The 16,210-nt window shown below is 40.3% G+C and carries 12 protein-coding genes and 1 pseudogene; 4 read left to right on the top strand and 9 right to left on the bottom strand.

Annotated features, from left to right (window positions below; genetic code table 11):
- Nucleotides 1-19 precede the first annotated feature (19 nt).
- From CTT31_RS02675 to CTT31_RS02655, 5 genes are all read right to left on the bottom strand, one after another.
- On the bottom strand, nt 20-1,096 hold the full coding sequence (locus CTT31_RS02675) for a glycosyltransferase (protein WP_260491920.1): 1,077 nt from the start codon (nt 1,094-1,096) through the stop codon (nt 20-22).
- Complete coding sequence (gene wecB, locus CTT31_RS02670; RefSeq protein WP_260491919.1) at nt 1,096-2,178, bottom strand: non-hydrolyzing UDP-N-acetylglucosamine 2-epimerase; 1,083 nt, start codon at nt 2,176-2,178, stop codon at nt 1,096-1,098. Before wecB ends, CTT31_RS02675 begins: the two co-directional genes overlap by 1 nt.
- Before the next feature lie 248 nt (nt 2,179-2,426).
- Nucleotides 2,427-4,001: an asparagine synthase family protein gene (locus CTT31_RS02665; RefSeq protein ID WP_211859183.1), complete on the bottom strand. Its 1,575-nt coding sequence runs from the start codon at nt 3,999-4,001 to the stop codon at nt 2,427-2,429.
- On the bottom strand, nt 3,998-5,170 hold the full coding sequence (locus CTT31_RS02660; RefSeq protein ID WP_260492394.1) for a glycosyltransferase: 1,173 nt from the start codon (nt 5,168-5,170) through the stop codon (nt 3,998-4,000). Before CTT31_RS02660 ends, CTT31_RS02665 begins: the two co-directional genes overlap by 4 nt.
- A 2-nt stretch (nt 5,171-5,172) precedes the next feature.
- Nucleotides 5,173-6,564: a lipopolysaccharide biosynthesis protein gene (locus tag CTT31_RS02655; RefSeq protein WP_211859181.1), complete on the bottom strand. Its 1,392-nt coding sequence runs from the start codon at nt 6,562-6,564 to the stop codon at nt 5,173-5,175.
- A gap of 247 nt (nt 6,565-6,811) precedes the next feature.
- On the opposite strand from CTT31_RS02655, the gene CTT31_RS02650 reads away from it, so the two are divergent.
- Entirely contained in the window at nt 6,812-8,380 is a 1,569-nt protein-coding gene (locus CTT31_RS02650) for an Ig-like domain-containing protein (protein WP_211859180.1), read from the top strand.
- A gap of 52 nt (nt 8,381-8,432) precedes the next feature.
- On the opposite strand, the gene CTT31_RS02645 is transcribed toward CTT31_RS02650, so the two are convergent.
- Both CTT31_RS02645 and CTT31_RS02640 read right to left on the bottom strand, forming a co-directional pair.
- Nucleotides 8,433-9,626: a glycosyltransferase family 4 protein gene (locus CTT31_RS02645; protein ID WP_260491918.1), complete on the bottom strand. Its 1,194-nt coding sequence runs from the start codon at nt 9,624-9,626 to the stop codon at nt 8,433-8,435.
- Nucleotides 9,619-10,266, bottom strand: coding sequence for a sulfotransferase family 2 domain-containing protein (locus CTT31_RS02640; protein ID WP_211859178.1), 648 nt, complete (start codon nt 10,264-10,266; stop codon nt 9,619-9,621). Before CTT31_RS02640 ends, CTT31_RS02645 begins: the two co-directional genes overlap by 8 nt.
- A gap of 87 nt (nt 10,267-10,353) precedes the next feature.
- On the opposite strand from CTT31_RS02640, the gene CTT31_RS02635 reads away from it, so the two are divergent.
- The 3 genes from CTT31_RS02635 to CTT31_RS02625 are packed head-to-tail and all read left to right on the top strand — an operon-like array spanning nt 10,354 to nt 13,412.
- Nucleotides 10,354-11,508: a glycosyltransferase gene (locus CTT31_RS02635; RefSeq protein ID WP_260491917.1), complete on the top strand. Its 1,155-nt coding sequence runs from the start codon at nt 10,354-10,356 to the stop codon at nt 11,506-11,508.
- Between the two features lie 31 nt (nt 11,509-11,539).
- Nucleotides 11,540-12,739, top strand: a complete 1,200-nt coding sequence (locus tag CTT31_RS02630; RefSeq protein WP_260491916.1) for an oligosaccharide flippase family protein — start codon at nt 11,540-11,542, stop codon at nt 12,737-12,739.
- A 1-nt stretch (nt 12,740) separates the two neighbouring features.
- Entirely contained in the window at nt 12,741-13,412 is a 672-nt protein-coding gene (locus CTT31_RS02625) for a sulfotransferase family protein (RefSeq protein WP_260491915.1), read from the top strand.
- A gap of 134 nt (nt 13,413-13,546) precedes the next feature.
- On the opposite strand, the gene CTT31_RS02620 is transcribed toward CTT31_RS02625, so the two are convergent.
- Both CTT31_RS02620 and CTT31_RS02615 read right to left on the bottom strand, forming a co-directional pair.
- A complete protein-coding gene (locus tag CTT31_RS02620) occupies nt 13,547-15,418 on the bottom strand; it encodes a tetratricopeptide repeat protein (RefSeq protein WP_260491914.1) in 1,872 nt (623 codons plus the stop codon).
- Between the two features lie 11 nt (nt 15,419-15,429).
- A pseudogene (locus CTT31_RS02615) lies at nt 15,430-15,858 on the bottom strand (hypothetical protein); the annotation flags it as partial.
- Nucleotides 15,859-16,210 lie beyond the last annotated feature (352 nt).

The following is a 16,210-nucleotide window of genomic DNA, read 5'->3' as shown; positions in this document are numbered from 1 at the left end:
ATTACGCCTACACTATCTGTTAATTTAACTTATCTAAAATACGCTTGAGCTTACTCTCCATGCTCAGGTTTTCTTCCGCATACTTTCTTAACTCACTAGGTGACATTAATGTTTTAGTCGGTAACTCACAAATCAACGTCGTGATGTCATTCGTGCTATCACTATTACTCACCATCAAGCGAATATCAGAATCCGCGGGGAAATCTGGATCATTGGCAGCACCAATGACACTTAATCCTCTTGCCACATACTCTCTGGCTTTCAACACTGAAGCTTCATCAAGTCCTATGCGATACAAGCCAAGGCTCGCAATGCCTATATGTGCATTGTTAAACTGTGCATCTAACCTAGCGCCCGATAAAAATCCCGTAAACTCAACTTGCGAGTCAATTTTTAATGATTTTGCCAGTTTCTTCAAAGGTTCAAACGCTTCCCCTTCGCCTACGATAGTCAAACTGACTTTCGGCGCATCAGGTTTATTTGCTAACTCTGCGATTGCTTTCAACAATCTATCATATCCATGCCAATCTGCGAGTTGCGCTACCGCAATTAAATTTAAGGTATCATCGGCTTGCCAGGATGACAGCGCTACAGGCAAATCTTCAGGTATATTAATACCGTTACCTATTTTAAGTGTTTTATGCTTAACGCCGAATAAATACCATGCAGATTCTTGCGCATATTGCACTATTAGATTTGCAGGCATTAGCACCCAACTGGCAGAAAGTAATGAGATACTCTGTTTAAACATTCTTACAAGCATTCTTGGCTCTGATGTTTTAAGCTCTACCAGCACGGACTTTCGTGGCGTTGGCACATCCACTACTATTTTTGTTCCTCTTAGTCGCGCGAGCAAAAAAGGAAAAAACAAAAATGGAAACAATAAACTAGAAAAACGAACAAACAATACTTCTGTATTGGTGCTCAACAGGGCCTTGATAAATCCCCACGCTCCCGACATCGTTGGCGCAAGCAAAGTAGACTTGGCATTCAAGCCCAACTTTTGTGCAGAAGCAACTGTACTATCTATTTTCTTTGCAACACCGGGCGTCTTCTCGGCATCTACAAAAGCGATATATTCAAACTGATGTTTCATTAGGCGCTTTCAAACTCCAGAAGAGCTGCCAATATCGCCTTCGCGGCTTCACCGTTACCATATAAGCTCTCAGCTTGAGCAAAGTTCGTTGCTTTTGCAGCGTCAACCGCATTTAAAATTGCTTGTTTATCAGCACCAACTAGTTGATTCACACCGGTGTTGACCAGTTCAACCCACTCAGTTTGATCTCGCATTGTAATACATGGCTTTGAGAAAAAATACGCTTCTTTTTGAAGGCCACCACTATCCGTTAGTACTATCTCGCAATGCTCTAACAGCCATACCATTTCGAAATAACTCACCGGCGGTATTACGTCAAACTTAATCTCAAGACCCAAGCATTCAGCTAATTTTTGTGTTCTAGGGTGAATTGGGCAAATAACAGGTTGAATTTCCGATAACTCATTTAGTGCTGTAATGATGCTTTTGAGACGATTTTCATCATCGGTGTTTTCTGCTCGGTGGATTGTACACAGACAGAAACTGTCATATTCTGGGATAGCTGGTCGCTTTGCGCTTTGTGTATAGAAACTAGCAGCATCAAGCATCACATCACCGACATTGCGTACCTGACAGCTTTTGTCTTTAAAACCTTCTCGTACTAAGTTTTGCACAGCGGTATCTGTAGGACAGAATAGAATTTTGCTGATTTGGTCAGTTAGGATGCGATTAATCTCTTCAGGCATTCTCATATTAAAACTACGTAGCCCTGCTTCAACGTGAGCAACCGGAATATGAAGCTTAGCTGCAGCTAATGCACCAGCGAGTGTCGAATTGGTATCACCATAAACCAAAACCCAGTCAGGCTTTTCTTCTAATAGTACCTTCTCAATCTCTTCCAACTGACGGCCGGTCATTTGTCCATGGGTGCCACCACCAATTCCGAGACTGTAATCTGGCTTGGGAATTTGCATCTCTTCAAAAAAGATATCGCTCATATTGGCGTCGTAATGTTGCCCCGTATGAACTATCACTTCTTGCACTGCTTTTTGGCTGGTTTGATTGTGCTCTCTGACTGCGCGACTAAATGTAGCGGCTTTGACAAATTGCGGCCTTGCCCCAATTACTGTTACAACTTTCATAAATATGTAGCCAAATTAGTTGAGAATATTCCTCGTAGGAGACCTATTTCAGAAGACCTTCTACTTTTCCTACAAAACCGCGTTTTACACAGCCCGTGAACCGACGGATTTTACCTTATTACCAAGCAATGATACAACCGATAGGCTGTTAATTGCCTACAAAAGTCACAATTTGCTTAGAAAGCTGAGCGAATATAGCATGTATAAGAAATAAAACTGTTAAAGAATGCAATCAACAAAACTTTCTGCTAGCTCTCTTTATTTCCCCAGCGAGATTGTAAGAACAGTAAGGAATAAACTCCAATCATGGTGTAACCAAACTTGGCATATTCATCTTTTTGCTCATCAGAAAGCAACGCCCCAAATGCCAAAAAGTGATTATCAAAGTCATTTCTGAGTTTTTTACCATAGATAAGCTGTTTGAGCGGTGTAGGCATCACTTGATAAAGTCTATGCGCTAACTTACGAGCAAAACTGAAATCCGCCGCATTTTTATCCGCGATTTCACTTTGGGCGCCAACCACGGATTTGAATCTGTCAGCAACATAGGCGTTATACCAAAGGCGTTTTTTCCTATATTGCAGTGGCATTTCACACCAAAACTCAACAAATTCCTTATCCCATAAGGGCAACCACCATTGCATGCCAAAAAACTCGTACACACGAACCGAATTGATAATGTATTTTGCCTGTCTTTCTCTCCAGTCCCAAAGCTCATATTGATTAGCGAACGCTTCTGCATTAAGAACATCGCCATCTGATAATTGCCGCTGCAGGCTTACCTTTATTCGATTAAATGTCTGCGTTTCAATTAGTTGCCTTGGCACATTCTGATAGTGATCCGTGAGCAATTGTGAGGTTAGGTCAGATTTTGAGAACTGCTGTTGCTCAAAGACAATGTCTGGGATATGAGAGCCTGCGACAAAATCGCCACTGTGGCCCGGCACAAAAACAGCATCGCTTGAAATTAACTGTTTGTCTTTTAATTCTCTGACCGCCAACCAATCCTGTATATGTGGTAAAGACACACCATTAGAGGCCATTTCTCGAAACTCATTGGCTTCATCACTAAACCAAGCATTGCGCCATTTATCTTCGTTATACTCAACAAAGTACCATTGAAAGCCCAGCCCAGTAGCAATTTGCTTGCTCAGAGTTGCTTCTTTATTTCCTGTTAAGCCATAGGAAAAACAGACGACATTTTGATAGCCAAGTTGTTTTATCGTTGAAGCGATGAGTCGAGAGTCAAACCCACCAGAAAGCGGCAGCACAATTTGGCGTCCAGCGGCAAATTCTATAAGCCGTTTGAATACAGCCCTCACAGCCATGTCTAACTGTTCAACATATAGAGACTCAGCCTGAACCTCAGGCTCATGATGTTGGAATAGGAAATAGTTTGATTTGCTGACTGTCCCAGTGCGCTTACAAATGATGACTTCTTGGCCCGCCTCAACTTGCTTTATTTGCTTAGATAGCGTTCTATCTGCACACACATAGCCAGTTAATGCGAACTCAGCCTTCCCCTGCTCACACTCTTCATTTTGCTGTAACTCCGAATGCAGCCAAGCATAATTGGAGGAGAACAATATTTTGTCATTCGTTACTGCATAAAATAATGGAATCGAGCGAACTCTATCAGCTATAAGCCTCACAAACTCATCTTCATGGCTGAGCAATGCAAAAAATCCAGATAATGAAGAGAGGGAGTGTCGTTCGAAAAACCCACGACCAAACTCACTACCATCGAGCCCTTTTTGCTCTAAGTAGGGGCTTCCGAGGGCATCAAATGCTTTTACATGGTTTGTTATTACGCTATACATCATTTGACTTCCGATACACTCTGTAAGTGCTTACTAAGTTGACTGGCAATGTGAACAGTGGAGAAACGCTGCTTAGTTTGCTTTGCAATAGTTTGGCTACAGTATTGTGCTCTGTTATCCCTCATATACCGCATCGTATTTGCAAGTAACTCGATATTATTTGGTTCAACCAAAATGCCATTTTCTTTATTTACAAAGTCCACAGCCCCACCAGTATTCGTGGCGATAACCGGTAAGCCAGCACTCATTGCTTCGATATATACAACCCCAAAGGCCTCGTATTGACTTGGAAGAACAAAAACATCTGCCTGCTGAAGCGCACTCACCACTTCACTCGCCGTCAAGTTACCCGTAAAACTGACCCGGCTCTCTAGGTTCAACTCTACAGCTAACTCCTTGACCTGGTTTAAATACCAACCATCACCGACTATCGTTAATGAGACATCTTTATCTTTGGATGCTACGTTCGCGAAGGCTTGGAGCAAAGTTTCATGACCTTTTAGGGGCGTCACATGCGCAACACAGATAAACTGACAAGCTTGGTGTACTGTTGAACGTTTCATTGTAAAACGATCCACATCTACCATATTGGCAAGGACTTCAAGCTTGGCCTCAGGGCACACTTTCTGCAGGTAAGGAATAAGCTTAGATGAGACACATAGGACTTTACTTGCCCCTTGCAGCGCTTTTTTAACCTGTACCAGTGACATTTCCTTTTTTTCACTCTCATTTACGTACTGATTATTAATAAATCGCCCTCGATGCTCTGTGACCACATAATTAACCGGAAACATTTTTGCGATTTTGCTCGCTGCATACCCGGCCCATATTAAACTATGTGCGTGGATCACATCTGGCTGGTACTGCATCACCTTTCTGTAACGTTTAAATACTTGCTTAGATTTAAATGCAAACAGCTCAGCATATAATGCATAAAACTTTGGAATACCAGGTAATGGCGCCCGTGCGACAGTCAACGGACCTTCTTGCGATAACGTGTAACGACCGGAAAACAACCAACACCAAGCACTCAACCATCGCAGTAGCTCTCTTGGTGAAATACGCTCTACGCTTTGCACTATGACATCATGTCCCTGTTCAGCCAGCGCTTCCGCCTGTTGCTGAATAAACTCCCCTTTGTACGGTGGATACCAAGAAGGTAAAACGAGCACTTTCAAATCTTTTTCCTTATCATCAGTAATGTTAATGGCAACACGACAAACACTGCACTGAGAAAACCAATGAAATCACTTTGCTCGGCAAGTAAGCGAATAATCACAAAACTTGGCAAACATAAAACAGCAAACGCTTTTAAATGCGGCATGATCAAGTCTGCTATAGAAATATTGAGCTGAGAAAAAACCAATAAGATGAACGCACTTACTACAAGTGCATTGATAATTGAAAAGTACATAATTGCATCTTTAAAAGCCATGGAAGATAACAGCACTACGCTGCCTAGACGAACGATACAAGAACCAAAATCGAAATAAGCCGCAAGTTTTTGCTTTTCCATTGCAACCAAAACAGTACTGATAGGAGACGCAGTAAATACAAAGTAGATCCATATAGCAATAAACTGGGCAATCTCCCCCGCTTCAGTCCACTTTTCCCCGAAAACCACTGCAAAGATCTCAGGTAAAAAAGGCAAAGTTAAGGCCATAATAGGCATAGCAATCAGTATCAGGCGATTATGAATATCCAGGGTATTTTTTGCCAACGTTCCAGCAACTAAATAATGTTTGGCGTTTGACATAAAGACATTTCCAACCGCATTTCCGATGAGCGTTACAGGTGCAAATAACATTCTATGTGCCAAAATGTAGAGCCCAACAAGTGCCGCAGAGTAGTAACCAGAAAACAGTACTACAGGCAACATCGTACTTGAGGTGTTAGCCAATGAAGCCCAAAGCGTATACTTAGGAAAGTTTTTAAAGCGTGTAGCAACCGCTAGCAACCGTTTTGGGTTGTAGCCGTTAAAGTGTAACGTATCTCGCTTTTGTAATAAAAACATCAAAGTCGATGCAATAAACCCGAAAGTATGCCCAAGCACTAAACCAAAAACCGTCCACAACGAAAGTCCAACTTGCGCTATTGCTATAATCACAGATTGCGTCACTTTTGACACACTTAACACCCGAAAAGATTCTGTTTTAATCGCGTAAAAATGCAAAAGTTGATAACAACCACAAGCAAATAGCGCAACAGGGATAAGATAAAGCTCACTTTTATTTAGCGATAGATTGAGATGCTCTACCAACCATGAATCAAATGCATAGACAACAACTGCAACCACTGTGCAGCTCAATATGATCAAGATAAAGCAGAGGTGTAGTAGCACCTTAGCAATTGAATGTTGTTTTACAAGGGGAAGCGCGAGCTCATACTTCAAGCTGACGAGTACTAAAAGTATAGTGATAATACTGACGAACACACCGAAGTTACCAAACTGCTGCGCACTATAGAGTCGTGTCAAAACAGGCGAGATCAGTAACAAAATGAGTTGCGCCGAAGCAGTGCCCGAAACAAGAGTTAGGATATTTTTTAAAAAGTTATTTGTGGCCAAGCGCGTATCTTTTAATTTGCAATATTAACACATCAACAGTCAAACCAGTCACTACGCGAAAAGTATTAACCTTGACTTCATCATCAAACTTCCATTCTAACACGAGCAATGCAACTCATCTACGCCACAAAATACCTTATCGTAAGCCATAATATTAGCGTTCAAGGTATTGAAAAGATATTGCTTGAATTTCGTCCAACAGATACTCACACTAGAGGTGAGCACAACATTCAAGGAGAAGGTATTTATGAAAAGGTCAATAATCTCTACTATCATTGCTAGTGCTTTGTTAAGCGCCTGTGGAGGGAGTTCAGATAACAATGACAATGATGTAATCGGTGGCCAAGGAAGCTTTACTGTAGAAACATCAACAGCATTTACCACCCAAGAAGATGAAACTTACACGCTTGCGGTTAGCCCAAAGTCCGCACCAAGTGGAAACGACACATTAACCGTTGAAGTCATAAAGTCACCCACTCTTGGCACGCTCACCAGCAGTGGCTTGAGCCTAAGTTATCAACCAGAACCAAACAAAAATGGCACTGACAGTTTCACTTACAAATTTAAAAAAGGTGGGGTATTGAGTAATGAAGTTACCGTCGATATAACAGTCGAAGCGATTAACGACGCTCCCACTATTTCAGGAACCCCCTCGCCCGAAGCTATCAAACTTAACGACAGCTATCATTTCACGCCAACTGTTGAAGATGTTGACGGTGAAACTAGCACATATCAATTCGGAATTACCAACAAACCCAGTTGGGCGGAATTTGATACAACAACCGGTGAGCTAAGTGGAAAGCCGGCTAATATTGAACAGCTTGGTAACTATCGGCAAATTGTTATATCTGTACTGGATGGCGAACATAGCGTATCGCTGCCCCCTTTCGACATAGAGGTTGTATCTCAACCATGGCAAGCTTTTTCAGAGATCCCAAACAATCTAGGTAGTCACTTGCAGTCTGCGACACTTGGAAAGGAAATCATCATTGCAAGTCATGCAGCATCACTTTCTTCCTCAATGAGTTGCGCAAATGCACCTTTAAGCGCACCTGAGATCCACTCACTTGCAACCACAAACACGGATTGGCAAGCCTTACCTTCTGCAAACGAGTCTCGCTACTATTATCAAGCTCAAGTATCAAACAATAAGTTGTTCCTCTTCGGTGGAACAGAGGCCTGCCCAAGCACCTCCTCCCCCAAGGAGACAATGGAGATCTTTGATTTTAGTACACAACAATGGACATCAATTGCAGCGCCCAAATTTGCCCCTTTTGAAAATAATGTTCTAGCGAGTTGTGCAAACAATGACACGATTGTTGCGTTCACCCAACAAGCTAACACCACGTATGCTTATCAGCTGGCCACCGCTGATACAACTTGGTCGCACAAACCGGCATCACTACCAAATCTATCGATTACTGACTGCCAGTTTATCGGAAACGAATTATTTATAACGGCTAACAATACTCAAGAGCAACAAGCTCACTTAATTCAGTATCAACTCTCAAGCGCTCAGATACTCTTAAATGAGCAGGTGCCGGCTGAGCTCTTCGGGAGCTACTATACGCTGACGCATAATCAGCAAAACATTCAGCTTCATAGCGCAGCACACGTTTTGAATTACAATACTCAAACTATGCAGTGGAGTAACCTATCAAGCAATCCAAGTGCTACGGAGCAACAAGGCTCTGAAACTTACTACTTGCGTGACTTTAAAATGGAGTCAGTTGATCAGAAGCAGTACCAAATTGGAGGTGCGTTTACGACCCAAATGACAAGTCAAATATACCAATACAACCCCACAACAGAGTAATCTTACGAGTAATATTGCTATTTTTGATAAAATCCTAAATAGCAATATTTGCCTACTTTATTAGTGATTTAGCCAATGCATTCCAGCTGTATTTTTGCCTAACAAAGGCCACGCCGTTACGCGAAATTTGCGCTCGCTTTTCAACGTCTGCTAATGCACATGAAATAGTTTTTGCCAAATCACTAGCATCTAATGTATTCACATAAAAACATGCATCGTCACCAAGCATCTCGCAAGTTGCCGTTTTCACAGTCTCTCCTGCGCGAAACGCAATAACTGGCACTTCACAACTTAATGCTTCAAGAATAGTTTGTCCAAACGGTTCATAAGTTGATGTCATAAGAAATAGTGACGCTACCTGATAAAATGGAGAAGTATCCGCTACAGCACCAACGAAAGTAACACATTCCTCAATACCAAGTTTCACAACTAAGGATTTATAATAATCCTCCTGCTCCCCACCACCTACAAGTACTAAATGTGTATGTAAAAGCTCTTTCTGTGCCCGAATTGCATACTCAATTCCCTTTGCCGCGGTAAACCGTCCGACAACGAGTAATAAGTTTTTATCCAAGGGTAATCCCAGCTTGCCTTTCAAGGCGGTTTGAGCGTTTACATCAAGAGAAATAAATTTATTTGTATCTACTCCAGGGCTCACCATTGTCACCTTGCTACAATCAAAACCAATTTGAGCTAACTGGTTTAACATATTACTGCTAAACACAAAATTTTTCTCAGTTACCTGTAAAGCAAGTTTTTGAATCGCATGATGATAAAAAATCGCTAACCATTGTTTGACTTGCCTTAGCCCTTCCACCTTATGAGTATTGCTTGGCTGGTTTTGGAATTTAACAACACCGGGTAATAAATATCTCACTCGACTAAAGCCAGCTAATCGAGCATGGATAGTAGTAATATGATAACGACTAATGACCAAAGCATTACCAAACTCAACCCTAGCGGCCCTAAAGCAACGTCGCATATTTTGCCAACCCAAAAGGGATGCTTTCAACTTAGAGTGCTGTTGCCCATGAAAACAAACGTCATACCTCCAAATAGTTGCGTATTCGGTAGTTTCGCAAAGCGGTAAGGTTTGTTTATTAACAGTATTAACGTTACTAACAATGATCACAACTCGAAAACCCAACTCATGATACGCTTTACTCAATTGCATTAAGGAATTTTCGACCCCTCCAATATTAGGAAGGTAAGCATTGCTTGTGAGTATAATCGTATTCCTACTCATTGAAGCGATAACCTAGTAATTCATAATCAACTTTATATAAACATTGAATTTTTTCGAGCTGTTGCGGGGAGAGCGCCTCGGGTAATGTTGAAGCCCCTTTATTTAACCAAGGTAACTCCATTGTCCATCCTTTCAAAATACAAAGCTTACGCCAATCGTGATTCAAAGATTCATAGCGTAAAATAGTATCAACTTTACATTGATACTGAGAATCAAATATATAGTAGCTCTGTGGTTGAAATAAAGGTTGAAACAACACAAATTCAGGAGTCAATATCTTATCTACAAATTCCGTGAACGTTCTGGCATTATTTAGCACCTGCTGTTGCAACGCCCTATCCCCTTCACTCTGGTTACCACCCTTTATCACATAGTTGTAAGCAGAATATAACCTTGCTAAGGGCGCTCTAACGATAGCAAACTTATGATAGCGTTCAAAAAGATATGGGTTAGATTCATTATAATCAAACCACTTAGCATGAAGCCGATAACCTCTATAGCCAAATGCCTTTAAGACACTGGTACCTGCATTTTTTGGAATGTGAATAAAAATACACTGCTTTCTTATCATATAAGATTTATACGGGTAGACAGGAAGTGGCAACCAGCGTTTAAGAAGCCTTGTTAGCTTTTCAATCATCGAAAATATCAAAGTATTCTGTAAAATTAGGTGATACTATACCAGAACAATCGCTTGGCTGTTTAGCAATACGACTCGAATTACAACATGCATGTATTATTTCTACCCTCTTGGTATCACACCAGTCAAAAACCAACCTTAGGCTCTTTTTTCAAAGAGCAGGCACTTTCGTTAAAAGAACATGGATGTAATGTGGGCGTTATCTATCCCGAGCCGGTTTCAATAAAACATGCCTTGACTTGTACACCACCTTCTCAATTAAATGATGTACAAATTAATACCAAAAGAAATCGATATTTTACTTTACCTGCACTGTACCGAATAAACTTAAAACAACGAATAGTGCAGTATCAAAAACTGTTTGAGCAATATACTCGAGACTTCGGGTTACCTGATGTATTACATGCCCATAGCTGCTTTTATGGACCTGGAGGAGCAGCTGGTCTTGCAGCACAACAAATAGCCCAACAGTATCAGATACCCTTTATAATTACAGAACATGCATCAGCAGCAAAATTATCGACAACTCCTAAATTCGAGACACAATTAATAGGTCAAGCCTACCGAGCGGCAAATCAATTAGTTTGCGTCTCGGAGAGCCTAGCTAGCATCTTACGGGACAGATTTGAGTTAGATAGGACTATTGAGATCATTGGCAATGTGGTTGACTCAGAGTTATTCACTCCTAAAGAAAAAATACATGATGATTTCACTTTTATTACTGTGGCACACCTAAGGCCAGTTAAACGAGTTGCTAGCATTGTTAGCGCATTTTCATACATCACTGAAGAACACCCAAAAGCCAAACTATTAATAGTTGGAGACGGAGAAGATAAACAAAAACTCAAAACACTGTGCGAGTCGTTAAAATTAAAACAAGTTAAATTTATTGGCGATAGCTCTAGAGAAACCGTCGCTAAACTGATGCAATCCAGCGACTGCTATGTTAATTGGTCCGAATATGAAACCTTTTCTGTTGCTGTACATGAAGCACTATCTTGTGGATTAGAAGTCATTAGCTCTCCGTGTGAAGGGCCTGAATACGTCGTTAAGAAGCTAAATGGGAAAGTTGCCGAAGACGCCACGATTGATACCCTCACCAAACTCATGTTTGAAGTACTGAAAAAGACGTCGTGTGGCTTAAATGAGCACAATCAAAGACACGCTTACATCGATAGCAACTTCAGTAGAGATGCAATCGCACAACAATTAATACGAGAGTATAACGCAATTGTTAAGTAATAATTTTCTAAGCCAAATAAGGCTTCCACTATTGCTAAAACTACTTACAACGGCACTAGGCTTTCTAGTTAATTGGTACTTTGCTCAAAAATTATCAACAGATGATTTTGGCCTATTTGCCTTATTTCAACTACTCATTCTGTTTATTGTAGCAATAAGTAAATGTGGACTGGACCAAGCTGCGGTTCGCTTCATTGCATCACAGCAACACACTGATATTGCAAGTTTTTTACCGCGTATATATGCTATTTTCTTTACCTGCATTTCTATCACGGTAGTGACAACTGGATTACTCTGTCACTTTTATAGTTTATTATCCATTTCAGGTATCTCTACCTTTCAATTTTGGACATTACTGCATATAGCCTCATTCGCCACTGCAATAATCAATCTAAACGCATGCATTTTCAAAGGCTTATCAAAACCCAGCTTATTTACCACATTCAGTGGATTTGCTAGCCTCTGTATACTGCTCTTTGGTGCTACAACCATGCATTTGAGCACTCTTGCTTTGGTATTGTATCTTGTGACTGGCGCACTGTGCATTACAGCTATTACTAGCTTATTTATTGTAATTAAACTTCGCCCCCCTACCACCACAACACCCCAACCACGCTATTCATTCTGGATAAGTGCAAAAGCGTTTTGGATTAGCGGTTTAGTTTATTTAGTGGTGCAACAAGGGAGCCAACTATACCTAAGTACACAAGTGTCTCTTTCGCAACTTGGCGTTTATGCCATCGTAACCAAGCTAGCGATGCTCCCAAGTATTTTTTTGTTTGCCTTAAATAGTGTAACGGCCGCAAAGTTCGCAAAAAGCTACTCACAACATCGTCTAGATGAAGTAAAGAAACTGTTTTCACTTAGTCAATCAACATCTATTTTCGTCGCCGCAATCACGGTTTTACTGTTCTATTTTTATTCAGAATATTTATTAGGCATTTTTGGCGAGGATTATAAACAAGGTGAATTATGGTTACTGGTACTTATAGCTGGTCAAGTTATTAACCTTATTACGGGACCTGCAATCACACTGTTAACGATGAGTGGCCAAGAAAAAACCTACCAAAATATTAGCATATTCACTGCTGCTATTACTGTTATATTGGCCATGCACCTCATTACTAATCATGGTCCTCTGGGCGCTGCTATTACAACAGCCATTGCAATGAGCACGCAAAACCTCCTCGGATATTACTTCGCAAGATACAAAATACTTAGGAATCATTAACATGATATCTCACCAACATCGCTGCATCTTTGTTCACATACCAAAAGTTGCAGGTCAAAGTATTGAAAGTGCATTTCTTAATGAACTTTCCTTAACCTGGGAAGAAAGAGCGCCACTTTTACTCAAAAAAAACAGTAACCCCAAGAAAGGCCCTCCTAGACTCGCTCATTTAACCGCCAGCGAATATGTGCAACTTGGCTACATAACTCCTGAGCAATTTCACGATTACTATAAATTTAGTTTTGTGCGCAACCCTTGGAGTAGGTTGGTATCAGAATATACATACAAGCAGCACCCGTTTAGCTTTAAGCACTTTGTACTGGATTACCTGCCTAGCTGCGACTCTGATGATTATCAAAACCATATAGGGAACTTAAGGCACTTAGTTCCACAACATTGTTTTCTCTATGAAGGAAATGATTGTTTAGTAGATACTGTTGGTAAATTCGAAAACTTAATGAATGATTTTGAGGCTATCAGCCAACGCGTTTTTGGACATGTTGTCGATTTGCCATACAGAAATAAAACAACAAAAAGACACCCACTGCTAGAAAAGTTAATTGGTAAGAAAGTAAAGCCTTCTTATCAATCCTACTTTGACAACGAAACAACTGAATTTGTTGCTGACTTTTACAAAAGGGATATTGAGTTGTTTAAGTACCAGTTTGAATAAATGCATATTTTATGCATCGCGATCACCAAATAACATTGATGCCAATCACGTCAGTTAGGTTTTTACGAGGTCTACAATCGTGAGAGATTGTGATCGGCATCATGTTATTACGTATCGTTAGCTTATTTAACTACCTAGAATAAAGTTATTGAATGTTTACTCGCATATCTCTGAATCATGGATTTAGACTCCTTACAAAGCAAGTTGACACTATCAATAACGCTATTCTCTAGTGCACTTTCAGCAGCCAGTGCTTCAACTTCTCGCCAATAGCTAATATTTTGCGTCAGCAACTGCTTTTCGAAACTCTTCACTAAGTCTGCAAGTATTACGTCATTGATTTTATCTTTATCCATTACACTTAAGAGAACGGTCTGTATAGCTTCTCTTAGTAATTCTGGATGCTTCGGTGTGATAAGTAGTTTATCGATGCCGACGCTTTGCTCCTTTACTGCAATATTAGGCAAAAATGCCGCTAAATGAGATGTTCTATTTGATCGATTTTCTACGTCAAGTACTGCTGTATTTCCAAATACTTCAAACTCGAGTTCTGCTAATGAGATATGACAAGGAATAGAAAACAAATAGTCGCTTGCGTAATCAACAAACCCATAAATTAAATATGTTAAAAGCGGGTCAAATTGGTTGTAATTAACGAAAACCTCGGCTTCAGCATTACCCGGTGTTCCCTCCACTGATATACCTTTGTTACTTAATTTATATGGCGACGCCCCACACCTATGGTTAAAGAAATCAATTATAGATAATAATCCAGAGGTATAGCCCTCTTTTCCTATGTTGAAAAAGTCATTTTTATACGCAAATTTTCGCGAGCCGAAAAAGCTCGATAGAAATAACTCATCCCACTTTTCTTCTAAGGCAAGCCGCTTATCTTTATTCACTTTAGTATTTAATTTTTTACCATCGCAAAGCTTCTCTAATAAAGCTCTATCTTTGCTTAAGGTAAAAAAAGGAGAGGATAGCTTCCATTGCGTTACTTTATCTGCTTTGTTGTAAAGCTCTACCATCAGTGACATCGTTTTGACCGCTGTTGGATTTAATAGCTCTTTTTTTGGTGTCGAGATTAGTGTATTTCCATTTACTTCAAGCTCAAAATCGTCTAGTAAAGGCATACATTCCAGTGGAATATCAATAAGTACCTTAGGTTGCTGATTAAAGGCTTTAATACTTAAATTACCTTGGCAGGCAACTAATCTTAAATCCTCTGAAACACTTCCACCGTAACGCTTGATTTCTTCAACTAACTGCCTAATGATTTCTGCAACTTCATTGCTATCGGATACAATCAACTCCTCAGGCTTTTCTGCTGTGAGTTGTTGCTGAATTTTCAAGCCTTGCAAATATTTAAACCAATCTTGATGCGAAAATCTATTGGAAAATAACCCCAACATATTCATAAACCAACTTTGTTTATCAGCCTCTTTTAGCGTTACTAATAGGTTTTTCGCCTCTTGTTCAGGAAAAGCGCTGCTTTCTCCTTCGATAATCAGCATTTGCTTTTCAAAGCTAGTTTGATCGCCTTTAGCCAAATGTGCTCTTAACGTAATAACTAAGCCTAATGCAGCGTAATCCGAATAGGCCATAAGCTTGGCAGCTAATGAGAGCGCTAAATCGTATTGATTTAGGCTAAAAGCTAACTCCGCAGCTACGACCCGCATTTGTATATTATCGAAGCCAGGATCAAACTGAAGTGATAGCTCGAAAGCTTGCAGGGCCTGCATTTGAAACTTATCACCTAAGTTTTGATAACAAATACCTGCATTTCGGTACAGAACAGCTTTTTGACTCGATGTGCCAGCTAACTCTGCGGCTTTTATGAGATTTATGGCGGCTAATCCATATTGCCCCACACCATGTTGAGCCATGCCAAGCAGCTCTGTAACCCTAAAACCACTGTCATGGTTAACTAGTTTTTTTGCTAGCGGCAATGCTTTTTTATACTTCTGTTTTTCTATTAACAACTCTAGCTGGGCTAAATCTTTCATTTTTTTTCCTGTTATTCAAAGCGATAAGAGAGCAGCTCTATATCACGAGCAGAGAACTTTTCAGTAAACTTAACCCCTTTATCGCTGTATGCACTCTGATAGTCTACCTTATTCTTATTACATAAGTTTAACACTTTCTTAGATGGAGACTTATTTACATGAGGTAAAAGTTTATCATCACCAAAAAGTTGTAGAGATAATGTCTTAAAGGCTTCATTTATCATTTCAAATCGACCGATGAAATCAACTTTAAAGACATCTCTGTGATCAAATATACACTCAGTTTGAGGAATAATATGTCGATATAAATCATCTCCATTAGCATAATTGTCTTGTGTTTCCGTTGGAAACCTTTTTAGCAAGAAGTCATCAAGACTACAATTATGCTGGCGATAACAATATTCAGACCAAACTCTTTGCCAAGGATTCCTAACAAAGGCAAATTTGAAGAGCTCTCGTCATAGTCCACCTCCCCCTGTCTACCAATACGGGTTTTCGCATCACATGGCCACCGTGTTTTCATCAGACAATTTGTGAATTTGTTTAAGATATTCGAGGTAGGCGGGGATAGGCTTGGCACCAGCGCCTTTATCGCCATAGTGCTGTTTGAATCTGCCTCTAGGCGCAGTCAATCAATGAGTTTTACTAGTTTCGCGAGTTCATAACGCGATGAAAAGATATCAATAAACTCGACTTGAAACAGGTGTTTTTGTGGTGCTTGCATGGTAGGTTTTATTTTTACACTCAAATTGCAATGTTTTGGCTGTGTGATTCAAAAAAGCTGCAATTTAA

Source organism: Pseudoalteromonas maricaloris (genome assembly GCF_024746855.1).
Taxonomy (GTDB): domain Bacteria; phylum Pseudomonadota; class Gammaproteobacteria; order Enterobacterales; family Alteromonadaceae; genus Pseudoalteromonas; species Pseudoalteromonas maricaloris.
This window is presented reverse-complemented; position numbering and strand designations above follow the sequence as displayed.

Coding starts and splice junctions, on each gene's coding strand:
- CTT31_RS02675 (WP_260491920.1), bottom strand. CDS start 1,096: ATGAAACATCAGTTTGAATATATCGCTTTTGTAGATGCCGAGAAGACG.
- CTT31_RS02635 (WP_260491917.1), top strand. CDS start 10,354: ATGCATGTATTATTTCTACCCTCTTGGTATCACACCAGTCAAAAACCA.
- CTT31_RS02625 (WP_260491915.1), top strand. CDS start 12,741: ATGATATCTCACCAACATCGCTGCATCTTTGTTCACATACCAAAAGTT.
- CTT31_RS02645 (WP_260491918.1), bottom strand. CDS start 9,626: ATGAGTAGGAATACGATTATACTCACAAGCAATGCTTACCTTCCTAAT.
- CTT31_RS02665 (WP_211859183.1), bottom strand. CDS start 4,001: ATGATGTATAGCGTAATAACAAACCATGTAAAAGCATTTGATGCCCTC.
- CTT31_RS02640 (WP_211859178.1), bottom strand. CDS start 10,266: ATGATTGAAAAGCTAACAAGGCTTCTTAAACGCTGGTTGCCACTTCCT.
- CTT31_RS02650 (WP_211859180.1), top strand. CDS start 6,812: ATGAAAAGGTCAATAATCTCTACTATCATTGCTAGTGCTTTGTTAAGC.
- CTT31_RS02620 (WP_260491914.1), bottom strand. CDS start 15,418: ATGAAAGATTTAGCCCAGCTAGAGTTGTTAATAGAAAAACAGAAGTAT.
- wecB (WP_260491919.1), bottom strand. CDS start 2,178: ATGAAAGTTGTAACAGTAATTGGGGCAAGGCCGCAATTTGTCAAAGCC.